Consider the following 21,050-nt stretch of genomic DNA (forward strand, 5'->3'; position numbering starts at 1 on the left):
GGGCGGCATGGCAGGCGACAGGCTGGAAATCGGCCCGAGGCTGGTGCTCGCCAGCCACAACAAGGGCAAGCTGAAGGAAATTGCGGCCCTGGTGGAGCCGTTCGGGATCGCGGCCGTGCCGGTTTCGGATTTCGGCCTGCCCGAGCCCGAGGAAACCGAGGACAGCTTTGCCGGCAATGCCCTGCTGAAGGCGCGGTTCGCGGCAAAGGGCACCGGCCTTCCCGCCCTTTCCGATGACAGCGGCCTGTGCGTGGACGCCCTTGGCGGCGCGCCCGGCGTCTACACGGCCGACTGGGCCGAAACGCCCACCGGGCGGGACTGGATGCTGGCCATGGGAAAGGTCGAGGAAAAGCTCGCAGCCCTCGGGCCGGATGTGTCCCGCCGGGCGGAATTCGCCTGCACCCTTGCCCTTGTCTGGCCCGATGGCCGCGAACGGCTGTTCGAGGGGCGGGTGGCGGGCCACCTTGTCTGGCCGCCGCGCGGGGACAGGGGCTTTGGCTATGATCCCGTCTTCGTGCCCGAAGGCCATGCGGAGACGTTCGGCGAAATGGACCCGGACCTGAAGCATGGGATCAGCCACCGGGCCAGGGCTTTCGCGCAGCTGAAGGCGGCGCTGCTGGCGTGAGCGGGCCGCTCGCCCTTTATGTGCACTGGCCCTTCTGCGTCACCAAGTGCCCCTATTGCGATTTCAACAGCCATGTGCGCGCCCGGGTGGACGACGTGCGCTGGCGGGACGCCCTGCTCGCCGAACTCCGCCATGAAGCCGGCAGGACGCAGGGCATGCGCCTTGTTTCCATTTTCTTCGGCGGCGGCACGCCATCGCTGATGCCGCCGGCCACCGCTGGCGCCATCATCGCGGAAGCCCTCCGGCTGTGGCCGGCCGACGGCACGCCCGAGATCACGCTGGAGGCGAACCCCTCCTCGGTCGAAGCGGCCCGCTTCGCCGATTTCGCCGCCGCCGGAATCAACCGGGTCTCGCTCGGGCTTCAGGCGCTGGATGACGGCGCGCTCCGGCTGCTTGGCCGGCCGCATGATCTTGCGCAGGGGCTGGCGGCGCTCGATGTCGCGCAGCGGCATTTTCCGCGCGTCAGCTTCGATCTGATCCACAGCCGGCCCGGGCAGACGCCGGAAGCCTGGCATGACGAACTGGCGCGCGCGCTTGCCTTCGGCACCAGCCATCTGTCCGCTTATCAGCTCACGATCGAGCCGGGCACGCGCTTTCACAGCCTTGCGGCAAAGGGCCTCCTGGACCTGCCGGGCGAGGAGGCGGCGGCCGACATGTTCGACCTGACAGGCGACTTGTGCGCGGCGGCAGGCTTGCCGCTCTACGAAATATCGAATCACGCCCGGCCCGGCGCGGAAAGCCGCCACAACCGCGTCTACTGGACCTATGGCGATTATGCCGGGATCGGCCCCGGCGCCCATGGCCGGCGCGGCGGCCTTGCCACCACGCGCCTGCGCCGCCCGGAAACCTGGCTCGAGGCGGTGGAAACGGGCGGCTGCGGAATCGAGGCCGAAATCCCCGTCCAGCCGTCCGAAGCGGCGGAAGAAGCGCTGCTGATGGGGCTACGGCTGGCCGAAGGCATCGACCCGGCCCGCTTCGCCGCCCGCACGGGCACGCCGCTCGAAAGCGTCATCGATGCAGGCGCACGCGCGCGGCTTGTGCGCATGGGGCTGCTGGAGCCGGGGGACCGCCTGCGGGTGACTCCTGCCGGGCGGCCGCTCACCAACAGGATTCTGCTCGATCTTTCCTGCCGCTTGAAACAATGAGGCCCCAGTCCCAGTTGATGGAACTGGAGGTTACTGATGATCGGAAAATTACTGACTGCAGCCGCTGGCAGGTCCATTGCCCGCACGATCGGCGGGGCATCCGCCGGGCCGGCCGGGGCCGTTATCGGCGCGGCAGCGCCCGCCATGATCCCGGCCATCGCGCGCCGGCTGGGGCCGGGCGGAATGGTCGCGGCGGCCGTTGGCGGCATGCTGTTCAAGCGCTACCTCGACAGGCGTAAGGCGCGCCATGATGCCCGCACGGCGGCGATTGCCGCCATGCCACCCAACGCGCCCCAGGCGGTGCTTGGCGCGCCGCAGAAGCCGCGCGCGCTGGAAGGCGAGCTGAAGCGCCGGACCTGATCTACCGCTATGAAGCATCCGGGGGCCGCGCGGCTCCCGGATGCCTTTTCACATCTTCTCAGATCTTCGACACCTCGACCAGAAGCTTGCCGAAATTCCCGCCGGAATAGAGCAGCTTCACATAATCGAGCGCCTTGTCGAGACCCGGCCGGACATCCTGCCGCGTCTTCAGCTTGCCTTCGAGCATCCAGCCGCCCAGCGCCTGGAAGGATTCGGGGAAGCGGTCGGCGAAATCGGTCACGATGAAGCCGCGGATCATCAGGCGGCGCATCAGGATGAGCGTCCAGCGGCCCGGCTCTTCCTGCGGCGTGGTCGCATTGTAGCTGGAAATCAGCCCGCACAGCGGTATGCGGCCGAAAAGCTTCATCCGCGAGACGACCGCCGACATGATCGGCCCGCCCACCTGCTCGAAATTGATGTCAACGCCCTCGGGCGCCAGCCGGTCGAGCGCCTGGCCCACATCCTCGGACTTGTAGTCGATGGCGTGATCGAAACCCAGTTCTTCGGTGATGAAGCGGCATTTGTCGGGGCCGCCGGCAATGCCGATGACCTTGCACCCCCGGATCTTGCCGATCTGGCCGACAATCTGGCCGACGCCACCGGCTGCTGCCGAAACCACCAGCGTTTCGCCCGGCTTGGGCTGGCCGATGTCGAGCAGGCCGAAATAGGCCGTGGGGCCGACGCCGCCGAACGTGCCGAAGGCCTGGGCGATGCTGATGCCCGGCACTTCCGGGAAGGGGGAAAGACCGGTGCCGTCGCTCACCATGTGGCTGGCCCATTCGCCAAGCCCGGCCACCAGCGTTCCCGCTTCCACGCCGGGCTTGCGGCTTTCGACGACACGGCCGACGATGCCGCCGCGCATCGGGTCACCCAGGCCGACAGGCGGCATGTACTGCTCCATGTCGGACATCCAGATCCGGTTCGTCGGATCGAGCGACAGATAGCCCACCTGCACCAGGAACTGCCCGTCCTGCAGCGCCGGGACCGGTTCTTCATGATACTTCAGGTCCGAATCCTGAATGTCGCCCACCGGCCGCTTCGCCAGCCGCCACACATGCCGTTTTTCCGCCATCGTCATCTCTCCTCCGCGGCAGCGCCCGCCGGGGCGCGCCATCGCCGGCTTCTACCCTTTTCCACCCGGGCCGCACAGGTCGCCATCTTCATAGTGGGCGATGCCTTGTGGCCTGTCGGGGCAGCGCACTCAGCGGAATCTGTCGAGAAAGGCTTCCAGCGCCGCGATGGCGACAGGCTCTTCCAGGGTGGGTGCATGGCCGACGCGCGGCACCGTCACCATTTCCAGCTTCGGCAGCCGCGCAGCCATGCGCGCCTGTGTTGCAGCCGACAATATGTCGGACAATTCGCCCCTGATGCTGAGGACGGGCCGGTCACGGAAACTGTCGAGCGCCAGCCACAGGTCGAGCGCCTGGTCGCCATGGGGAAGGCGGAAGGGGGCCGAGATTTCCGGGTCGAAATCCCAGTCGATTCGCCCCTCGGGCGAGACACGGCACAGGCGCTTTGCGTGCGCCAGCCAGTCTTCGAGCGCCCAGTCTGGATAGATGTCGCCCTGGCGGCGGGCGAGGTCGCGCGCGGCCATGTACCAGCTGGGCCAGCCGCCGCCCCGGCCGAACTGCGCGCGAATCCGGTCAAGCCCTGCCTGCTCCATGTCGGGGCCGACATCGTTGAGGACGAGGCCGGCGATGCGCTGCTTCTGCGTCACGTCGAGCATCAGGCCGATCAGCCCGCCGAGCGAAGTGCCGATGATGATGGTGCGCTCCAGCCCGGCCTCGTCCATCAGGTGGCCGACATCCCGCAGATAGGTAAGGGGCACATAGGTCAGCGGGTCGCGCGCATAGCCCGATTCGCCCCGGCCGCGCAGGCTGGCCGTCAGCACGCGGAAGCGCGGTGCGAACCGGCTGGCCAGCGGCTCGAAATCGCGCAGGTTGCGGCTCAGCCCCGGCAGGCACAGGAGCGCCGGGCGCGCCGGGTCTCCTTCATGGTCGCGGAAATGGAGGCGGACATTGTCCGGTGTCCAGAAATAGCGGTCTTGGAAGGCGGATGCCATGCTGCAGGTTTAGAGCCGGCGGGGGGCCTGTCAATCGAAGCCGTCCATCGAAATGGCAGGATGGCGAAAGGCCTGAACCTGCCCCGAGGGGGTTTTGACTGCCACTCAGTTTTGCGCCATATGGCTTGCGGGTAGCGGGACGATCGAGAGAGGACGGACGTCTGTGGCGACGAAGGCGAGCGCACCCGGAACCAATGGCAGGCCAAATGCCCGGGCAGGGGCCGCAACCGCGCCCGCCCGCAAGCCTGCTGAGGAGAAGGGCGGCGCCCACAAGAATGGCGCCCACAGGAATGGCGCCCAGAAGGGCGAGGCTGACGCCCGGGCCCGCCGCTACGATCCGGCCGAAACCCGCAGCCGGGTCCTTGAGGCAGCCTACCAGCTTTTCGCGGCGCGCGGTTACGCCAGCACCGGCACTGCGGATATAGCCCGCGCTGCTGGCGTGTCCGAAGGCTCCATCTTCTACCATTTCGGCTCCAAGCGCGCGCTTCTGGTGGAACTTGGCCGCCTGCACGGCCAGAAGATGATCGCCCATATGCAGGGCGACGACCCGCTCGACAGGCTGAGCTTCGAGGTGACGCTGAACCGCTGCTTCGATTTCTGCGAGATCCACAATGTCTGGAGCGAGGGCGGCTGCGAGGACGCCCGGAACGTCTCGCCGGGCGCGGCCCAGCCTGTGGAAAAGGGCGCGGCCCAATGCGCTTCGCCCGCCGCCAGCCTGAAGCGCAACCCGGATGCCGAGCCCTTCTTCAACGCCGCCCGCGAGGAAGCCGTCACCTGGACCCGCGCCCATCTCGAAGCGATCGCCAGCCGCTACGGGCCGTCCCCGGTGGATACGGGCATCGCCGCTTCCCTCATCTTCGCGCTGGTGGGGGATGCGATGCAGCAATATTTCCACCCCGCCGCCACGGCGGAAGATCGCCGGCGCGTGCGGCTGGAATGCATCCGCTTCTGCACGGCCGCCGCCGGGCATCCGGTCGTCGATACCGGGCCGGCGGCGTGACAGGGCCTGCAGCGTGACAGGGCCAGCGGGCTTTCGACCCCGCACCGATTTTTGCGATCTGGGGCCTGAATTCCACGATGTCGTGGAGCCGGCGGACTTCCCGGCGCATATCCTGCGCTACCGGAACGACCGGGCGGCACGGGACGTCGGGCTCGATGGCCTGACGGATGCGGCGTGGATCGCCCATTTCGGCCGCTTCGAGCCGCTGGCGGGAAGCTTCCCCCGGCCGCTGGCCCTGCGCTACCACGGTCACCAGTTCCGTACCTACAATCCCGATCTGGGCGACGGGCGCGGCTTTCTCTTCGCCCAGATGGACGATGCCGATGGCCGCCTCATGGACCTGGGCACCAAGGGCTCGGGCAAGACGCCATGGTCCCGCTTCGGGGACGGGCGGCTGACGCTGAAGGGCGGCGTGCGCGAGATACTGGCGACCGAAATGCTCGAAGCGCTGGGCGTGAATACGTCACGCAGCTTTTCCCTGATCGAGACGGGGGAGGCGCTGGAGCGCAATGACGAGCCATCGCCGACACGGTCGGCCGTGCTGGTCCGCCTGTCGCACAGCCATGTGCGCTACGGCACCTTCCAGCGGCTGGCGGCGCTGGAGCTGCGTGACGAGATCGGGCGCCTGACCCATTATGTGCTGGAGCGGCTGTGCAACCGTGCGCCCGGGCCGGACCCTTATGCCACGCTGATGGACGAGGCGGTCGGCAACGCCGCCCGGCTGGTGGCGCAATGGCATGCCGCCGGCTTCGTCCACGGCGTCCTCAACACCGACAACATCAACATCACCGGCGAAAGCTTCGACTATGGCCCATGGCGCTTCCTGCCGCAGTGGGACATGGGCTTTACCGCCGCCTATTTCGATCATTTCGGCCTTTATGCCTTCGGGCGACAGGCCGAGGCGCTGCAATGGAACCTGTTCCAGCTGGCGCAGGCGCTGCGGCTGGTGGCACCCGCCGAAAGCCTGATTCCGGCGCTGAAGGCCTGGCCCGCGCGCCTTGCCAGGGCATGGACGGCACAAGCGCTCTGGCGGCTTGGCCTTGCCTCAGGCGGGGAAGCAGAAGACGAGGCGCTGCTCCGGGCGTTCGAGGCCGGGCTCACCGAAAGCGGAATCCAGCCCGACAGCGCCTGGTTCGCCTTCCGGGGCGGCCGCCTGCCGGACCCGCTGCCGCCTGAGTTCGCCAGCTTTGCCGCGCTACTGCCCGGCCACGCGCCGGTGGCGGGCGCGCTCGACCACCCCTATTGGGCCGGGCCGGGGCCGGAAACCATGCCGGTCGAGACGGTGGAGGCGCTGTGGTCCGCCATTGCCGACGCGGATGACTGGCGCCCGCTGGAGGCGAAGATCGCCGCCATCCGTCGGATGGGGGAAGCGCATGGCGTGCCGCCGCGCACCGAATTCGAGCCGCTTTTCAGCGCTGCGACAGATAGCTGACGACGGCGTCCGCGACCCCTTCGGCGATGGCCGCCTGCCCCCGGCGGGAAAAGAGATAGGCGCTGTCTTCCGCGTTGGAGAGATAGCCGCTTTCCAGCAGCACGGCAGGAACGCCGAGGTTGCGCAGCACCTGGAAGCCGGCGAAACGGTGGAACTGGCTGCGGAAGCGCACGCCCTGCGGTTCCATCGCCCGTTGCAGGGCCTGCGCGAAATCGGCGCTGGCGTTCATCGAATCCCGGAGGCCAAGGTCGATCAGGATGGTCGCGACTTCGCGGTTTTCGCCTGTCAGGTCGACACCGGAAATGAGATCGGCGCGGTTTTCCTTGGCGGCAAGGCGCGCGGCCTCGCGGTCCGAGGCGACATCGGACAGCGTATAGACGGACGCGCCGCGCGCGTCCGGATTGGGCGCGCTGTCGGCGTGGATGGAAATGAAGAGATCGGCGTTCCACTGCCGGGCCAGCCGTACCCGCCCGCCCAGCGTGATGAAGCGGTCGTCATCGCGCGTCAGCCGGACTTCGATGCGCTGCCCGCGCGCCCGGGCGCGCCGCTCGATGGCATCCTTCGCGGCCCGTGCGATTGCCAGCGTCACATCCTTTTCCACGCCGCCCGCAACCGATGGCGCACCCGGATCCTTGCCGCCATGCCCCGGGTCCAGCACCACCACCTGCCGGGCGCGCCGGGCCGGGCGTGCGGTTGCGACCGGGGTCTCGCGCGGGGCGGCCAGCGGCGGCGCGGCGGCGGCTTCCGCACCCGGCTGGGCCATCTGCCGCGAAGCTTCGGCAAGGGCGCTTTCCACATCATCCAGCCGGGCCGCGCTCTGGGCGGCGAGATCAGGCGCCGGGGCCGGGCCAGGCGGCACGGCGCGCGGCACTTCCTGGGCAAAGCCTGACACCGGGGCGGGGCCGCGGCGGGCCAGCCGCTGGAAGCCGGCGGTGTCGATCGGCCGGAAGCGCAGTTCAAGCACCTGATCCCTGTCCTGAAAGGCGGAAACGAGCTGCATCGGCCTTTCGAGATCGAGGACGAGGCGCGCGGTTGCGGCATTGAACTGCGACAGGCGCACCCGGCGCGCGCCGCCGCTGGCGGGAATTTCGCGCTGCAGGCTCGACGTCGAGGGGAGGTCGATGGCCCAGCGCATCGGCGCATCGAGCGCGAAGGCGCGCGGCGGCCCTGAGAGCGGGCCGGAAAGCGCCAGCCTGATGTTGATCCCTTCCGCCGTTTCGATGGCCCGCACCGTTCCGGCAACCACCAGCGGGCCGGCGGCGTCCGGCCGGGTCGCGGCCTGCGCGAGCAACGGCCCGGCAGCGAGCGCCAGCAGCAAGGCAGAGAGGATGAGCCGGAAAATGGGCATGCCGCCCCATGCCAAGCCGCAGCGCATATGAAAACCCGTGGCCTAGCCGCTGGCGCCGATGCGGCGCCCCTTTTCGTCGAACCGAGCCTGCGGCGGGGCTTCGGCTTCGGGCGCCGGAGCCGAAAGGGCGCCGGTGCGCATGACCCAGGCGAGGATGGTGGCGACAGGGCCAAAGAGTTCCGGCCGGATCGACGCGCCGACACGGCCGGTGAAATAGAGGGCGCGCGCCACGCTGGGATAAGAGAGGATGGGCACGCCATGCTCTGCCGCCAGTTCGCGGATCACTCCGGCCACCACGCCGCGCCCGCGCGCCACGATCACCGGGGCGGCATCCGTTTCTGGCCGGTAGCGCAGCGCCACGGCGAAATGGGTTGGGTTGGTCAGAACGACGCTGGCTTCCGCAATCGCCTGCCGGTTGGCCCGCCGCAGATTTTCGCGCGCCATGCGCCGGATGGCGTATTTCACATCGGCTGCGCCCTCCTGCTGCTTCATTTCATCCTTCACATCCTGCTTCGTCATCCGCAGGCGCTTCAGCCAGTCGATGATCTGGATCGGCAGATCCCCGCCGGCGATCACGGCCAGCCCCAGAGTCAGCCACAGCATCAGCTTCAGCCCCAGCGCCGTCAGCTTGAGGAGTGCATCGCCCAGCGGCGCACGCGGCAGGCCGGCAAGGGCAGGCAGGCTGGCATGCAGCATGACCGCCGATACCCCCAGCAGGATGGCGGCCTTTGCCAGCGCCTTCAGCAGTTCGACGAGGCCGCGCTTTCCGAACATGCGCCCGAGGCCCTTCAGCGGGTCGAGGCGGCCGGCCCTGGGCGCCAGCAGGGCCGGGGTGAAGCCGAGTCCGCCGGTCAGCCCCTGCCCGGCAACCGCTGCCGCCACGATCACCAGGGCAAGGGCGGCAAGCGGCCAGCCAAGCGGCATCAGCAGATCGACGAGCAGGCGCGCCGGGGGGGTATTTGCCGCCCCGCCCGCTGCAACAAGCGCCCGGGCCATCAGGGTGCGGAAGGCCTGCCCCAGCCCGTCGGCGAAAATCCACAGCCACAAGGCCCCGGCCAGCCCGGCCAGCCCTGTCGCCAGATCGCGCGACGCCAGCCTGTCGCCCTTTTCACGCGCCTGTTCGCGGCGGCGTTGGGTCGGAGCCTCGGTCTTTTCGTCGTCGGGCCTGTCCTCTGCCATCAGGCAGTTCCCAGAAGCAGGGCACGGCTGGCGGCCTGCATGTCGGCCAGCGCCGAGGACAGGCTTTCGACAAGGCCGGGAAAGGCCAGCGGCAGCCCGGCCAGCCCGGCCAGCAGCATCAGCGGAAAGCCGACAGCGAAAAGATTGAGCTGCGGCGCGGACCGCGCGGCCACCCCGATGGCGATGTTGGCAAGCAGCAGGCCGCCGCCCAGCGGCAGCGCCGCGATCAGGCCCGAGGCGATGGCGAAGCCCGCCCAGCCCGTGACCGCCCAGAGCCGGGCGGGCTGGAGGAGGGCGGCTGCCGTCGGCATGGCGACATGGCTTTCCACGATGAGCTGGATGAAAAGGATGTGCCCGCCGGATTCAAGGAAGACGGCCCAGGTGACGAGTGCGAACAGGCCCGACAGAAGCGGCTGCGGCGGCGCGCCGGGTGCGACCTGCATCGCAAAGCCGAGGCCCATGGTCTGCGCCACCCATTCGCCCGCCAGCCGGGCGGCGGCAAAGGCGGCATGCAGCGCCAGCGCCGCCACGGCGCCGATGAGGATCTCGCCCGCGATCATCAGCATGCCCGAAAGCGACAGCAGATCGGCCGGTGGCGTTGGCGGGGCAGTGCCGCCGGCCACCAGCAGCCCGACCGCGCCGGCAAGGCCGATGCGCAGCCTGAGCGGGATCATCTGCCCCCCAAGCGCCGGAAGAAGGGCAAGGGCGGCGCTTGTCCTGAGCGATGCGAAGAGCAGGCCGGCAAGCAGCTGGCCGGGTTCGGCTGACAGTAAGGCGATGGCGGCGCTTGCCTCCATCAGCGGCCGACCAGGCTCGCCGCCTGCAGCATGTCGCGGGTGAAATCCATCAGAATGCCGCCCGCCAGCCCGCCGAAGAACAGCAGGGCAAGGAACACGCCCACCAGCTTCGGGATGAAGCTGAGGGTTGCCTCCTGGATGGAGGTTGCCGCCTGCACCAGCCCGACGACGAGACCGATCAGCAGCGCCGGCAGAAGCGCCGGAAGCGAAGCCAGCATCAGCACCCGGAAGGCGCGGGCAAGGCTGTCGGCCACAAGATCCTCGCCCATGCTCAGCCCCCCATGGCCGGGATGGCGAAGCCCCCGGCAAGCGATGCCATGATCAAGGCCCAGCCATCCACCGCCACAAACAGCATCAGCTTGAAGGGCAGGGCGATCATGACCGGTGAAACCATCATCATCCCCAGCGCCATCAGCACCGCCGCCACCACGAGATCGATCACGAGAAAGGGCAGGTAGACGAGCACGCCTATCTGGAAGGCTGTCTTCAGCTCCGAGGTGATGAAGGCCGGCACCAGCACGCGCATCGGCACATCGGCCGGGGCGGCGAACGGCCCAGCCTTAGCCATCCGCGCGAACATGTCGAGATCGGTGCGTCGGGTGTTGGCCATCATGAAGCGGTGCAGCACCTCGCCGGCGCGGCCGATGGCCTGTTCGGCGGCCAGGCTGTCGGCCACGAAGGGCCTCAGCGCCGTCCGGTCGATCTCGTCGAGGGCCGGCTGCATCACGAACAGGGTGAGGAACAGCGCCATGCCGACCAGAAGCTGGTTTGGCGGGGCCTGCTGCAGCCCGAGGGCCTGCCGCAGGATCGAAAGCACGATGAGGATGCGGGCAAAGGCCGTCATCATCAGCAGGATGGAGGGCAGCAGCGTGAGAAGCGCCATCAGCAGCAGGACCTGGAGCGGCAGCGACAGCGGCCCGCCCTCGGCCTTGCCCGCCAGCGCCATCAGGCTCTCCAGCATCGCCCCGTCTGCGCCTGCGCCCTGTGCGATCAGCGTTACGGGCATGGGCTGCTCTCCCGCCTTGTCGTGGTGTCGTCCGCCGCCAGACGCACCACGCCCTGCCCGGAAACGCCGAGGAGGAGATCGCGGCCGCCGAAGCGCACATGGGCGATGCGCGCGCCCGGCCCCAATGCCGTCACCTGGCGGATTTCCAGCATCGCCTGCTCCCGGCCAGCCAGCCATGGCTTGCCTGGCCCCGGAGCGGCAAATGGCAACCAGCCGCGTTTCGCGGCCAGCAGTGTGATGGCCGCCAGCAGAAGCACCAGCGGCAGGGCGACAGCCAGGCGGAGCAGATAGTCCGACGCCGTCATGGCGCATCCGATCCGGCGAGGCTGAGGAGGCGGATGCCGAAGCGCTCGCCCAGGGCGACGATATCGCCCTGTCCGAAAGGCTTGCCATTGGCCAGGATGCTGACCGGTTCGTTCGTCATCCGGTCAAGCGCGAAGATCTGGCCCGGCTCCACCGCCAGCAGCTGGCTGAGCGGCAGCCTGTGGCAGCCCACCTCGACGGACAGCGTCACCTCGATGTCGGCCAGCAGCGGCGGAACCGCCAGTGTGTCGCGCGCGCGGGCGCGGCCGGGCTGGCCCGTGCCCGCATCGGGCCATGGGTCAGGAAGGGGGTCTGGCGGAACGTCGCGCGCAGCTGCTTCGGCTGCGCGTCTCTTTTCCGCCGCCGGGCGGCCTGCTTCGGCATCCATGCTGAGCCGCACGGAATCGGTGGCGGCCCCTTCTTGCGCGTCCTGTGCCTGATCCCTGTCGACCGGAGGCGCGACCGGAGGCGTGATCGGAGGTGGAATGGCGTTCAACGGTCCTCTTCCCTTCTGGCTGTGCCCTTTTCCGACCCGGTGCGTGCGGCCAGTTCATCGGCCGGAATCCCGGCGATGCAGCGGCCCGCCACCATCACCCCAAGCTGTTTCGGGCGGGCGAGGGGCAGGATGTCGCCGGGACGAAGGGCGGCGAGTTCGGAAACCGGAACGCGGGTTTCCGCCAGCCGCAGCGCCACCGGCAGGTCGATTTCAAGGGCGCGCGCCACGGCCCGGCTGCGCCAGGCTGCCACATCGTGCGCCGGGGCCGGCGTGACCGGGGGCGGATCCCGCAGCAGCCAGAGCCGCGCCGCCTGCCCGTCGAGATCGAGGGCCAGGCATGCCACGATACTCAGCCGGGCGTCTGGCGCGGCCGCGCGCGCGGCGATCCGCACCGCGCCGGCCGGCTGGCCATGTGCCGCCAGCGCCCGCCCTGCTGCCTCTGCCGCAAGGCCGCACAGGCTCATCCATGATGCGCTGCCCGGTGGCAGGGCGGCAAGGATGGGCGGCAGGGCAGAGGGCGTGCCCGCCGGCTCCGCATCCGCGTCCTTCCCGGCGGCCACCAGCCCGGGCTTGCGGGCGCCAAACAGCTGTTCGAGGAAAAGGCTGGCGCCGGGGCCATCGGTTGCAAGGTGAAGGCGCGGGGCGCCATCGAGGGGGTCGAGGCTGGCGAGGCTCATGCAGCCGCGCGGCAGGGCCGGGCCGGTTCCGCTGTCCTCCGGGCCGGATAGCCGGCGCGCCGTTATGCGGCAGCCGAAAAGCCGGCCCAGCTCCGGCCCCAGCGTTGCCGCGAAGCCCGGGAGGTCGGGGCCGCCTGCCGCGATTGGCGGGGCGCTGGCGGCGCCTTCGGGCGTGTCTCCGGCCGGCATGGCCTGCGGCCAGGAAAGGGCGCGGCCCGGTCCCGCTGTCTCTACCGGCGCGGCATGGGGTGTTCCCATCATCGCCGGGCCTATTGAACGACGTAGCTGGTGAGGAACACGTCATCGACCCCGGCGATCCCGCTCTTTCGCTGCAGGACATCGTTGATCGAGACCCGCATCCGCCGAGTCAGCCGGTCGCGGCCATCGGGTGCGGCCAGTTCCTCTTCCCCGGTATCGGCCAGGATCGCGAGCACGGCGGCGATGATGGCGATGCGGTGCCGTTCCACGGCATCGACAACCGGCTGCCCGCCCTGGGTGGAAATGGCCACCCGCACCTGCACGAAGCGCCCGGTATCCTTCAGATTGGCGGTGAAGCTGTTGTCGATTTCCACATATTCCAGCGGCGCATGCCGGGGCGTGGGGGCCTTGTCCGGGTTTTCGGCGGCGGGCAGCAGCGGCGGCACGAAGATGGAGCCGCCAACCCCCGCCGCCACGCCGGTGACGAGGAACAGCAGGGGCAGGGCCAGCCGCTTCACGAGGCCGGGCCGGGGTGGCGCATCACCGGATGCGGGGGGCGTTTCAGGCATATTGGTCAATCCTTCCGTTCGCCCCGGCCGACGATGTGGCGGCGGCGCTGGTTTCATCCGCGTGGCGGGTCAGTTGCGCACATGCGAAGAGCTGGAGTGCCGCGCCATCCTGCCCCGCCCGCCGGCCGGGCTGGCCGGAGCCGCCCGGTGTGTCGCGGTTTTCCTGCCGGCTATTGTCGGGCCTTTCCGCCCGATCTTCCTGCAAATCTTCGCCGGGCCGGGTTTCTTCCGGTGCAGCGGGCAGGGCTGCATCGGGTGCAGCTTCGATGCGGATCCGCTCGACCTGGGTGCCCATGGCTTCGAGTTCGGCTTGCAAGCTGTCGATGCCCTGCTCCAGCCGCGCCGCGACCGGGGCGCTGGCAGTGGTGAAGTGTAGGTCGAGGCGCTGCAGCCGGTCGAGCCCGATGCGCAGGGTGGCGGCGACGGGCATGTCCATGACGGCGGTCGCGTCCGCAGCTGCCGCGCCGGCCATGGCCGGGGGTGGCCCCGCCGCCGGCTGGCCGGGTGCAGGCATGGCAAGCGGCCGAGACAGGGCGGTTGTGGCCAACTGCGGGGCGATGTCCGCCCTGTGCGGCATGACTGGTTCGGGCGCCATGTTCCGGGCCGGGTTGCGGCCCTGATTTTGGCCCTGATCCTGGCCCTGATCCTGGCCCTGATCCGGGGCCTGATCCGGGGCCTGACTGGAACCCTGATCTGGCACCGGTTTGCGGGTCCCGGCGGTCAATGTTTCCGCCTTTTCCGTGGCGGGTAGCGCCCGTGCTTCGGACGATGTGCTGGCGGCCAGTGACCCTGCGGCCAGTGACCCTGCAGCAAGTAACGTCGCAGCATCGGCCGGGCCAGCCGGCGGCGCGTCTTTCACCCTTCCACTTTCACTGCCCCGCGCAGCCAGCGACACGCCAGCCTGCCCATCAGGCCGTTCGGCCTGCATCCGGGCCAGAATGTCGAGGGGTGGCAGCGCCAGCCCGGTGGCATCCTCCTGTGCGCGCCCGGCCTTCCGGCTTCCGGCTGTCTCCTTTTCGTCCCCGTTCGCGTGCCCGGCGCCATCCGCGCCCTTTGCCGGAGCCGGAAGCGCTGGGGATGGCTGGGAGGGCTGGGAGGGCTGGACTGGGGGCATCGGCGCTTCCAGCAGGGCGGCGAAATCGGGCGCGCCCGAATCCTCGGCAGGCGCTGCCTTTCCGCGCCGGCTGGCGCTCCTGCCGACGGGGCTCAGCACCTCGTCTGCCCGTTCCGGAAGGGCCGGGCCTGTCGGCATCTCAAGCATCCGCCGTTTCCCCTGGCCTCTTGCGTGGGCGTGGCGGTGGCGCGCGATCTTCCGCCTTCTGCACGGCCAGCAGGGTCTGTCCGTGCCTTTCCGTTTCCAGCCGCCTGTCGATCCGCCGGGCGCGCGCCGCCCGGCGGGCCAGTGCATCCTCCGCCACCCTTGCCCTCTGGTCGGCTTCGGCAGCACGCTTGTGCGCCGTTTCCGCCGCCGGGCCGAGCAGCGCCCGCAGCCCCGCCGCCCCGGCAAGCCCGGCAACAGTCCCGCTGGCCGCCGGGCTGGATTCGATCAGCGCCTCGGCCCGGCGGGCAAGGGCGCTGGCTTCGCCGGCTTCGGCAAGCGCGCGGGCGGCATCCAGCATATGCTGCCGGCGCGCGATGTCCTCGGCCCGGGCAAGCCGTTCGAGAAGCCGCAGGCGGTGGGAATCGGCCATCGGCTCAGCCTCCCCAGCCGGCCAGAAGCCGGTCGAGGCTGTCGGGCCAGGCGGCCCTCTCGTCGCGCTTCTGGGCAAGGAAGGCTTCGAGCGAAATCTCGCGGGCAAGGGCTGCATCCAGCGCCGGGTCGCGGCCCGGTGCATAGGCCCCCATGGCGATCAGGTCGCGGCTGGAGTCGAGCCTTGCCTGATCCTTCCTCAGCGTCGTGGCCGCAGCCATGTGGGCCGGGCTGACACAGGCCGCCATGGTGCGGCTGATGCTGTGGCCGAGGTCGATCGCCGGAAAGCGCCCGCGCGCCGCGATTTCCCGGTCCAGCACCACATGGCCGTCCAGAACGCCGCGCGCGGCATCCACCACCGGGTCGCCCACCACATCGTCGCCATCGGCCAGCACGGTGAACAGCGCCGTCACCGCGCCGCCCGTGCGGGCATCGTTGCCCGCGCGCTCAACCAGTTGCGCAATGAGGGCCAGAGCCGATGCCGGGTAGCCGCGCGGGCCGGGCGGTTCCCCCGTGGCCAGGCCGATTTCGCGCTGGGCATGGGCAACACGGGTCAGGCTGTCCATCAGCAGCAGCACATGCTGCCCCCGGGCGCGCAGCCATTCCGATACGGCAAGGGCAGACAGCGCGCCGCGAAGGCGAAGCGGGGCGGCATGGTCTGCCGGCACGGCGATCACATGGGTGCGGGCGCGGGCGGAATCGGCCAGCGCCCCGACGAAGCCGGCGATCTCGCGCCCGCGCTCGCCGATCAGCGCCACCACCACCGCATCGGCAGCCGCACCGGCGACAAGCTGCTGCATCAGCACCGATTTGCCGACGCCGCTTCCGGCGATCAGGCCCATGCGCTGCCCCCGGCCGAGGGTCAGCAGCATGTCGATGGCGCGAACGCCCGTGGGCAGCGGCGCCGTCACCTCGGCCCTGTCCAGCGCCGGAAGCGGAGCGCCATGCAGGGGCCAGCGGGATTCGGCACGGGGTGGGGGCAGGCCATCGGCGGGCGCGCCCATGGCATCGACAACCCGCCCCATCAGCCCCGGACCCACGGCCACCCTGTCGGCCTGGCCCGCCAGCACAGCCCGCGCACCGGGGGCGACGGCGCCACGCGACAGCGCCATCAGCAGAAGATCCCCGCTGCGGAAACCGGCGACTTCGGCAAGCAGCTCGCCGCCATCGGCATCCACCCGCACCAGCGCGCCAACCGGCGCGTGCAGGCCTTCGGCCCGCAGCAGCATGCCGTCGAAGGCGCGGATGCGCCCGCCGGCTTCGGGCCGGAAGGCGGTGGCGGCCGCCAGCCGCGCCAGCGCTTCCGCGCGCCTGCCAAGGGCCGGGCTTTTGCTCATGCGCAATCCTCCAGCCGGTCTTCCGGTGGCGGGGCGTCCTGCAGCCGCGCTTCCAGCTGGGCGAGCCGGCTGGCGAGGCTGCTGGCGAAGCTGGCGGCATCGACATCGGCGCGCACCGCGCCGGGTCCGAGCGCCGGGTCCGTCGCGACGCGCCAGCCCGCCGGGCGCATGGCGCCTGCCCGCTGCACCATGCAGGGGCTGACAAAGAGCGTGCCGGCCGCCCCTTCGGGAAGTTGTCCCAGCACATCGGCCAGAAGGGCGGAAAGGGTTTCCGGCCCGGTCGCCGGTTCGGCCGCCAGCACGGCCCGCGCCACGGCGATGCCGAGCAGGGCCAGACTGTCCGACAATGCCGCATCGAGCGCGGTCGCCAGCGCCATGGTCGCGGCCTGATGCGCCTCTTCCATGGCAGCGAGCGCTCTGGCATGGTCCGCCTGTGCTGCGGCAAGCGCCTGTTCGCCTGCGTCAAGGCGCGCCATGAGCCGGGCTTCGGCTTCGCCCGCGCCTTCCGCCCGGCCGCGGGCTTCGGCTTCGGCCAGCAGCCAGTCGAGCGCGGGGCCTTCCGGCGCGGACTGGAACAGGCTTGTAAGCGGCACAGCCCGGGCTGCCGCCGCGCCCTGTTCCTTGAAGGGCTGCGGTTCCCCGCCGGGCAGGACTGGCCCCTCAAACATAAGCCGGCCCCTTGCCGGGCAGGCTGATCGCGCCGTCGGCAGCCAGCCGCCGGGCCGCGGCCGCGATCTGCTTTTGCGCCGTTTGCGCTTCCTCGATCTTCACCGGGCCGCGGTTGTCCATTTCGTCTTCCAGCGCCTGGGCCGCGCGCTGCGGCATGGCCGCCAGCAGCCGTGCGCGCAGGTCGTCGGGCGCTGCCCGCAGCGCCGGGATGAGCAGCTCCGCCTCAAGGGTTCTCAGCACCGATTGCAGCGCCCGGTCATCGAGCATCGCAAGGTCGGCGAAGGTGAAGAGGGTTTCCGCGAGCACTTCGGCGGCGGTCGGGTCTGCGGCGGACAGCGCCTGCAGCGCCACATCCTCGTCGAGCCCGGCCATGTTGATGAGATCGGCGGCCCGCTTCATGCCGCCCAGATTGCTGACCGGCTGGCGCGGACGCGCCACGGCGATCCGGTCGGCCAGCGCCTGGTCGAGTGCTTCGAGTGCATGCGGGCTGACCGGGCCAAGCGTCGCCACCCGCCGCACCAGATCGGGCTGCACGTCCTTTGGCAGGCGGGCGAGGACCTTGGCGGCACGCTCCCCCGGCATCTGGGCCAGCACCACGGCCTGCGCCTGCGGGTGCTCCCCATCCAGCAGGCTGGCGATGGCGTGCGGCTCAAGCCATTGCAGCCGCTCGAAAAGCGGGGCGCGCGCTTCTTCGCCCAGCCGCTCGATCATGCCGCCGGCGCGGTCTTCGCCCAACGCCCGGCCGAACAGGCCGCGCACTGTCGGCGGACCTTCGCCCACGGCGACCGTCTCGCGCGCGATGGCCAGCACTTCGTCCAGCAGGGCGTCGATGGTGGCCGGGCTTGCGTCGGCCACCGAAAGCATGGCCCGGCCCACAAGCTCCACTTCCGCCGGGTCCAGCCGCGCCAGCAGGGCGGCGGCTTCCGGTTCTTCCAGAAGCAGCAGGAGAAGCGCTGTCTTTTCGGCACCTGAAAGCATGGCTCAACCTTCCGAAGGCGCCGCCAGCAGCCGGCGGGCGACCAGTGTTGCGCGGGCGTTGTCGCTGGCGGCCAGCCGGCGGGCTTCTTCCAGCTTGCCGGCATAATCGACGGGCGCGTGCAGCGGCTCTTCCGGCACGGGGATGGAGGTAAGGGCGATGGGGCCGGATGCCGCCACGCCTTCGGCCGCGCCATTGCGCAGGCGGGCGGCGGGCGGCAGCCATCGCGCCAGCATGGGTCGCACCACCAGCGCCAGCAAGGCGATGATGACCAGCGCCGTGGCCAGCCATTTCGCGCCCTCGATGGCCAGCGGATCGCGCCACAGCGGCGGCGCGTTATCGGCCGGGGGGGCGAAGGGGCGTGCCGCTACGGCGATCCTGTCGCCGCGCGATGCGTCATGGCCGACTGCGGCTTCCGCCAGTTCGCGGATTTCGGCCAGCATGCGGGCGCGGCCTTCGGCCGGGCCGAGGGCATCGGCCCTGACGGCAACCGCTGCCGTCAGCCGGCGGATTTCGCCGCCCGTTCGGCTGGTCACTTCCACCGAGCGGCCCAGTTCGTAATTGCGGGTGGCGGATTCATCGCTTGCCTGGTTTTCAGCAGGCGGGGCGGCTGGCGGCGGCGCGGCCGTGACCGTGGCGGCCGATGGCAGGCTGTTGGTGAGGGCGCCGGGAATGCCGATGGCGCGCGGCTGGCGCGTGGTGGAACGACTTGTCTGCTCCGACCGTAGCGCGCCTTCCCGTTCATAGCTTTCCTGGGCGGCGGCGCGGGACGCGAAATCCAGTTCGATCGCCACTTCGGCCGTTACATTGCCAGGCCCCAGCATCGGGTTCAGCACGCTGAGGATGGCTTCGCGCGCCCGCGCTTCCATGCGTGCCCGAAGCGCCAGCCGGTCTTCGATCATGCGGTCGCGGGCTTCGGCGCCGCCGGCCAGCAGCCGGCCGCTCTGGTCGGCGATGGCCACCTGATCGGGCCGCAGGCCCGGAACGGCGCCGGCCACCAGGTGGACGATGGCGCGCGCCTGGCTGGCGCCGAGCGACCGGCCCGGCGCCAGTGTCAGCGTGACAGAGGCCGTCGGGGGTGCCTGTTCGCGGATGAAGGGGGAAGGCTCCGGCCGGGCGATGAGCACCAGCGCCGAGTCCACGCCATCGAGGGATTCGATCGCGCGGGCGAGATCGCGTTCGCCGGCGGCCTTCAGGCGCGCGCCCTCCACCGCGCGGCTCGCGCCCAGCGGCAGGTCCATCAGCATGTCGGTGGCGGCTGGCGCGGCCTTCGGCAGGCCCTGTGCCGCCAGCAGCATGCGCGCGCGGGCATGATCGTCGGGTGGCAGCAGCACGGCGCCGGTGCGCGGGTCGAGCGCGACATCGAGGCCCGCCCCTTCAAGGGCCGAGACGACCGCTGCCTTGTCGGCATCGGGAAGCTGGCCGTAGAGCGGGCTGCGCCCGGCCGGGGAAAGGGCTAGATAGGCGATCAGCCCGAGCGCGAGCGCCGATGCCCCCATGGCGGGCCAGAAGGCGCGCGCAGCCAGCGGGTTGTCGCGCCACTGCCCCAGCCGGGCTGTCAGGGATGCCGCGCCGCCTTCGTCATCCGCCGTGCCGTCGGGGCGAAAGGGCAGGGAGCGTGTCGCGTCGGGTTTTGCGCTATCCACCATGTCACACCGGCATGTTCATGATGTCGCGATAGGCGGACAGCAGGCGGTTGCGGGCCTGGAGCGTCGCCTCGAAGGCGATGGAGGCCTTCTGCCGTTCCAGCATCACGGCGGCGATGTCATGGGTTTCGCCCCGTTCCCAGGCAGCCGAGGCCGCCGCGCTGCGTGCCTGCTGGCCGTTCACCGCTGCAATCGCCTCGGTCATGGCGGCGCCGAAGCCGCCGCCGTCCCGGCCGGCCTGTCCCTTCAGGGCGGCGGCGGGGGCCGCCAGCGGTGCGGACAGATGGGTGGCGCGCTCGAGGATGGAGGCCCTGAGCGCGAGCACGCCGGAAAGCCCGAGGGAGCGGTCGATGCCGTTCACTGCAGCGTCTCCCGCGCCATTTCCCGCACCATTTCGCGCGCTGGGGCGGCGCAGGCCGCGCGGCGCGGCCGCCCGTCGAGGGCGGCCAGCTTGTAGCGCAGGGTGCGTTCGGAAATGCCGAGGCGGCGGGCTGCCTCGATCCGCCGGCCGCCGCTGTTGGCGAGCGCCAGGCGGATGGCCTCGGCCTCCCGCGCGCGGACGGCGTGGGCAAGCTCGCCCTGCGGGGGGATGGCCTTGGGCAGGGCGCAGGCTGGTGCGGCCGGCATCGGTGCGCGGGCGGTGCCCTCGATGCGGATATGGCGCGCTTCCAGCGGGCCGCCGGCGGCAAGGATCAGCGCGCGTTCCAGCACGTTCGAAAGCTCGCGCACATTGCCCGGCCAGCCATGGGCTTCCAGCCGGATGAGCGCGTCTTCGCCGATGGCGCGCGGATCGCCCCCCAGCCGCGCCACAAGCGCAGCCGCGAGCGGCACAATATCCAGCGGGCGGCGCGCCAGCGGCGGCAGGGCCAGCGGAAAGACCGCCAGCCGCCAGCGCAGATCCTCGCGGAATCGCCCGACGGCGGCTTCGGCTTCAAGATCGCGGTTGGTGGCGGCCAGCAGCCGCACATCCACCCGCACGGGGGCAGTCGCGCCCAGTGGCAGAATTTCGCGCTGCTCCACGGCGCGCAGCAGCTTGGCCTGCAGCGCCAGCGGCAGTTCGCCGATTTCGTCGAGGAAGAGGGTGCCGCCCGATGCGGCGCGGAACAGGCCGGGCTGCTGCCCATGCGCCCCGGTGAAGGCGCCGCGTTCATGGCCGAACAGCAGCGCTTCCAGCATGGTCTCGGGCAGGGCCGCGCAGTTGATGGCGAGGAAGGGGCCGCTGCGCCGGGCGCTCCTGTCGTGAAGGAAGCGCGCCATCACCTCCTTGCCCGCGCCCGACGGGCCAGTGACGAGAATGGTGGCGTTGCTGGCGGCGGCGGCGGCGGCCTCGGCAAACAGGGCCTTGGTGACGGGGTCCGCGATTACCGGCCCTTCGATTACCGGCCCTTCGATTACTGGCCTGCCATTATCCTTGCCTGCATCATGATCCGCATGGCGGCCGGCAAGCCATGCGGCAAGCCTTGCCTGCCTTGGGCCGCAGGGGTCGGTTGCGCCTATTTCTTCACGGCCCATGCCCTGGTCTGCGTTCATCCGTC

Annotated in this window: 24 protein-coding genes; 5 read left to right on the plus strand and 19 right to left on the minus strand. The window is 70.5% G+C overall.

Going from position 1 to position 21,050, the window contains the following annotated elements; all coding sequences use genetic code 11:
* Positions 1-7 precede the first annotated feature (7 nt).
* The 3 genes from rdgB to ACUJ46_RS01240 are packed head-to-tail and all read left to right on the plus strand — an operon-like array spanning position 8 to position 2,130.
* Positions 8-625 carry an RdgB/HAM1 family non-canonical purine NTP pyrophosphatase gene (gene rdgB, locus ACUJ46_RS01230; protein ID WP_445388639.1) on the plus strand — a complete coding sequence of 206 codons (618 nt, stop codon included), beginning with the start codon at positions 8-10 and terminating at the stop codon, positions 623-625.
* Positions 622-1,770: a radical SAM family heme chaperone HemW gene (gene hemW, locus ACUJ46_RS01235; protein ID WP_445388640.1), complete on the plus strand. Its 1,149-nt coding sequence runs from the start codon at positions 622-624 to the stop codon at positions 1,768-1,770. The genes rdgB and hemW overlap by 4 nt, the downstream gene beginning before the upstream one ends.
* Positions 1,771-1,806: 36 nt before the next feature.
* Positions 1,807-2,130, plus strand: coding sequence for a hypothetical protein (locus tag ACUJ46_RS01240; RefSeq protein ID WP_445388641.1), 324 nt, complete (start codon positions 1,807-1,809; stop codon positions 2,128-2,130).
* Between the two features lie 58 nt (positions 2,131-2,188).
* On the opposite strand, the gene ACUJ46_RS01245 is transcribed toward ACUJ46_RS01240, so the two are convergent.
* Together ACUJ46_RS01245 and ACUJ46_RS01250 are read right to left on the minus strand one after the other, a co-directional pair.
* Positions 2,189-3,202: an NADP-dependent oxidoreductase gene (locus ACUJ46_RS01245; RefSeq protein ID WP_445388642.1), complete on the minus strand. Its 1,014-nt coding sequence runs from the start codon at positions 3,200-3,202 to the stop codon at positions 2,189-2,191.
* Positions 3,203-3,331: 129 nt separating this feature from the next.
* Positions 3,332-4,192 carry an alpha/beta fold hydrolase gene (locus ACUJ46_RS01250; protein ID WP_445388643.1) on the minus strand — a complete coding sequence of 287 codons (861 nt, stop codon included), beginning with the start codon at positions 4,190-4,192 and terminating at the stop codon, positions 3,332-3,334.
* Between the two features lie 163 nt (positions 4,193-4,355).
* Between ACUJ46_RS01250 and ACUJ46_RS01255 the strand changes: the two genes are divergently transcribed.
* A complete protein-coding gene (locus ACUJ46_RS01255; RefSeq protein ID WP_445388644.1) occupies positions 4,356-5,192 on the plus strand; it encodes a TetR/AcrR family transcriptional regulator in 837 nt (278 codons plus the stop codon).
* A gap of 13 nt (positions 5,193-5,205) precedes the next feature.
* A complete protein-coding gene (locus ACUJ46_RS01260) occupies positions 5,206-6,624 on the plus strand; it encodes a protein adenylyltransferase SelO family protein (RefSeq protein ID WP_445388645.1) in 1,419 nt (472 codons plus the stop codon).
* Here ACUJ46_RS01260 and ACUJ46_RS01265 read toward each other — a convergent pair.
* The 17 genes from ACUJ46_RS01265 to ACUJ46_RS01345 all read right to left on the minus strand — a co-directional run bounded on the left by ACUJ46_RS01265 (position 6,602) and on the right by ACUJ46_RS01345 (position 21,027).
* The gene (locus ACUJ46_RS01265) at positions 6,602-7,972 is read right to left on the minus strand and encodes an N-acetylmuramoyl-L-alanine amidase (protein ID WP_445388646.1); all 1,371 of its coding nucleotides are present in this window, start codon (positions 7,970-7,972) and stop codon (positions 6,602-6,604) included. The genes ACUJ46_RS01260 and ACUJ46_RS01265 overlap by 23 nt on opposite strands.
* A gap of 42 nt (positions 7,973-8,014) precedes the next feature.
* Positions 8,015-9,151, minus strand: coding sequence for an EscU/YscU/HrcU family type III secretion system export apparatus switch protein (locus ACUJ46_RS01270; RefSeq protein ID WP_445388647.1), 1,137 nt, complete (start codon positions 9,149-9,151; stop codon positions 8,015-8,017).
* Positions 9,151-9,948, minus strand: coding sequence for a flagellar biosynthetic protein FliR (locus tag ACUJ46_RS01275; protein WP_445388648.1), 798 nt, complete (start codon positions 9,946-9,948; stop codon positions 9,151-9,153). The genes ACUJ46_RS01270 and ACUJ46_RS01275 overlap by 1 nt, the downstream gene beginning before the upstream one ends.
* Positions 9,948-10,217 (minus strand): flagellar biosynthetic protein FliQ, encoded by a 270-nt coding sequence (locus ACUJ46_RS01280; RefSeq protein ID WP_445388649.1) that lies wholly within the window; start codon positions 10,215-10,217, stop codon positions 9,948-9,950. The genes ACUJ46_RS01275 and ACUJ46_RS01280 overlap by 1 nt, the downstream gene beginning before the upstream one ends.
* Before the next feature lie 2 nt (positions 10,218-10,219).
* On the minus strand, positions 10,220-10,954 hold the full coding sequence (fliP, locus tag ACUJ46_RS01285; RefSeq protein WP_445388650.1) for a flagellar type III secretion system pore protein FliP: 735 nt from the start codon (positions 10,952-10,954) through the stop codon (positions 10,220-10,222).
* A complete protein-coding gene (locus ACUJ46_RS01290) occupies positions 10,945-11,259 on the minus strand; it encodes a flagellar biosynthetic protein FliO (RefSeq protein ID WP_445388651.1) in 315 nt (104 codons plus the stop codon). The genes fliP and ACUJ46_RS01290 overlap by 10 nt, the downstream gene beginning before the upstream one ends.
* Entirely contained in the window at positions 11,256-11,645 is a 390-nt protein-coding gene (locus ACUJ46_RS01295) for a FliM/FliN family flagellar motor switch protein (protein WP_445388652.1), read from the minus strand. The genes ACUJ46_RS01290 and ACUJ46_RS01295 overlap by 4 nt, the downstream gene beginning before the upstream one ends.
* A gap of 104 nt (positions 11,646-11,749) precedes the next feature.
* Positions 11,750-12,691 carry a FliM/FliN family flagellar motor C-terminal domain-containing protein gene (locus ACUJ46_RS01300; protein WP_445388653.1) on the minus strand — a complete coding sequence of 314 codons (942 nt, stop codon included), beginning with the start codon at positions 12,689-12,691 and terminating at the stop codon, positions 11,750-11,752.
* Between the two features lie 8 nt (positions 12,692-12,699).
* On the minus strand, positions 12,700-13,197 hold the full coding sequence (locus tag ACUJ46_RS01305; RefSeq protein WP_445388654.1) for a flagellar basal body-associated FliL family protein: 498 nt from the start codon (positions 13,195-13,197) through the stop codon (positions 12,700-12,702).
* Positions 13,190-14,458, minus strand: coding sequence for a hypothetical protein (locus ACUJ46_RS01310; RefSeq protein ID WP_445388655.1), 1,269 nt, complete (start codon positions 14,456-14,458; stop codon positions 13,190-13,192). Before ACUJ46_RS01310 ends, ACUJ46_RS01305 begins: the two co-directional genes overlap by 8 nt.
* Positions 14,451-14,888, minus strand: coding sequence for a hypothetical protein (locus tag ACUJ46_RS01315; RefSeq protein WP_445388656.1), 438 nt, complete (start codon positions 14,886-14,888; stop codon positions 14,451-14,453). Before ACUJ46_RS01315 ends, ACUJ46_RS01310 begins: the two co-directional genes overlap by 8 nt.
* Before the next feature lie 4 nt (positions 14,889-14,892).
* A complete protein-coding gene (locus tag ACUJ46_RS01320; RefSeq protein ID WP_445388657.1) occupies positions 14,893-16,224 on the minus strand; it encodes a FliI/YscN family ATPase in 1,332 nt (443 codons plus the stop codon).
* The gene (locus ACUJ46_RS01325; protein WP_445388658.1) at positions 16,221-16,892 is read right to left on the minus strand and encodes a FliH/SctL family protein; all 672 of its coding nucleotides are present in this window, start codon (positions 16,890-16,892) and stop codon (positions 16,221-16,223) included. The genes ACUJ46_RS01320 and ACUJ46_RS01325 overlap by 4 nt, the downstream gene beginning before the upstream one ends.
* Positions 16,885-17,871 (minus strand): flagellar motor switch protein FliG, encoded by a 987-nt coding sequence (locus ACUJ46_RS01330; protein WP_445388659.1) that lies wholly within the window; start codon positions 17,869-17,871, stop codon positions 16,885-16,887. Before ACUJ46_RS01330 ends, ACUJ46_RS01325 begins: the two co-directional genes overlap by 8 nt.
* A 3-nt stretch (positions 17,872-17,874) precedes the next feature.
* Complete coding sequence (gene fliF / locus ACUJ46_RS01335; protein ID WP_445388660.1) at positions 17,875-19,518, minus strand: flagellar basal-body MS-ring/collar protein FliF; 1,644 nt, start codon at positions 19,516-19,518, stop codon at positions 17,875-17,877.
* Position 19,519: 1 nt separating this feature from the next.
* Entirely contained in the window at positions 19,520-19,876 is a 357-nt protein-coding gene (locus ACUJ46_RS01340; RefSeq protein WP_445388661.1) for a flagellar hook-basal body complex protein FliE, read from the minus strand.
* A complete protein-coding gene (locus ACUJ46_RS01345; RefSeq protein WP_445388662.1) occupies positions 19,873-21,027 on the minus strand; it encodes a sigma 54-interacting transcriptional regulator in 1,155 nt (384 codons plus the stop codon). Before ACUJ46_RS01345 ends, ACUJ46_RS01340 begins: the two co-directional genes overlap by 4 nt.
* Between the last annotated feature and the right edge of the window lie 23 nt (positions 21,028-21,050).

Source organism: Sandaracinobacteroides sp. A072, assembly GCF_052616365.1.

What these genes read in the sequence shown, in the direction of transcription:
- rdgB (WP_445388639.1), top strand. Translation starts at nt 8, where the DNA reads ATGGCAGGCGACAGGCTGGAAATCGGCCCGAGGCTGGTGCTCGCCAGC.
- ACUJ46_RS01240 (WP_445388641.1), top strand. Translation starts at nt 1,807, where the DNA reads ATGATCGGAAAATTACTGACTGCAGCCGCTGGCAGGTCCATTGCCCGC.
- ACUJ46_RS01245 (WP_445388642.1), bottom strand. Translation starts at nt 3,202, where the DNA reads ATGGCGGAAAAACGGCATGTGTGGCGGCTGGCGAAGCGGCCGGTGGGC.
- ACUJ46_RS01250 (WP_445388643.1), bottom strand. Translation starts at nt 4,192, where the DNA reads ATGGCATCCGCCTTCCAAGACCGCTATTTCTGGACACCGGACAATGTC.
- ACUJ46_RS01265 (WP_445388646.1), bottom strand. Translation starts at nt 7,972, where the DNA reads ATGCCCATTTTCCGGCTCATCCTCTCTGCCTTGCTGCTGGCGCTCGCT.
- ACUJ46_RS01270 (WP_445388647.1), bottom strand. Translation starts at nt 9,151, where the DNA reads ATGGCAGAGGACAGGCCCGACGACGAAAAGACCGAGGCTCCGACCCAA.
- ACUJ46_RS01275 (WP_445388648.1), bottom strand. Translation starts at nt 9,948, where the DNA reads ATGGAGGCAAGCGCCGCCATCGCCTTACTGTCAGCCGAACCCGGCCAG.
- ACUJ46_RS01280 (WP_445388649.1), bottom strand. Translation starts at nt 10,217, where the DNA reads ATGGGCGAGGATCTTGTGGCCGACAGCCTTGCCCGCGCCTTCCGGGTG.
- fliP (WP_445388650.1), bottom strand. Translation starts at nt 10,954, where the DNA reads ATGCCCGTAACGCTGATCGCACAGGGCGCAGGCGCAGACGGGGCGATG.
- ACUJ46_RS01290 (WP_445388651.1), bottom strand. Translation starts at nt 11,259, where the DNA reads ATGACGGCGTCGGACTATCTGCTCCGCCTGGCTGTCGCCCTGCCGCTG.
- ACUJ46_RS01295 (WP_445388652.1), bottom strand. Translation starts at nt 11,645, where the DNA reads ATGGATGCCGAAGCAGGCCGCCCGGCGGCGGAAAAGAGACGCGCAGCC.
- ACUJ46_RS01300 (WP_445388653.1), bottom strand. Translation starts at nt 12,691, where the DNA reads ATGATGGGAACACCCCATGCCGCGCCGGTAGAGACAGCGGGACCGGGC.
- ACUJ46_RS01305 (WP_445388654.1), bottom strand. Translation starts at nt 13,197, where the DNA reads ATGCCTGAAACGCCCCCCGCATCCGGTGATGCGCCACCCCGGCCCGGC.
- ACUJ46_RS01310 (WP_445388655.1), bottom strand. Translation starts at nt 14,458, where the DNA reads ATGCTTGAGATGCCGACAGGCCCGGCCCTTCCGGAACGGGCAGACGAG.
- ACUJ46_RS01315 (WP_445388656.1), bottom strand. Translation starts at nt 14,888, where the DNA reads ATGGCCGATTCCCACCGCCTGCGGCTTCTCGAACGGCTTGCCCGGGCC.
- ACUJ46_RS01320 (WP_445388657.1), bottom strand. Translation starts at nt 16,224, where the DNA reads ATGAGCAAAAGCCCGGCCCTTGGCAGGCGCGCGGAAGCGCTGGCGCGG.
- ACUJ46_RS01325 (WP_445388658.1), bottom strand. Translation starts at nt 16,892, where the DNA reads ATGTTTGAGGGGCCAGTCCTGCCCGGCGGGGAACCGCAGCCCTTCAAG.
- ACUJ46_RS01330 (WP_445388659.1), bottom strand. Translation starts at nt 17,871, where the DNA reads ATGCTTTCAGGTGCCGAAAAGACAGCGCTTCTCCTGCTGCTTCTGGAA.
- fliF (WP_445388660.1), bottom strand. Translation starts at nt 19,518, where the DNA reads ATGGTGGATAGCGCAAAACCCGACGCGACACGCTCCCTGCCCTTTCGC.
- ACUJ46_RS01345 (WP_445388662.1), bottom strand. Translation starts at nt 21,027, where the DNA reads ATGGGCCGTGAAGAAATAGGCGCAACCGACCCCTGCGGCCCAAGGCAG.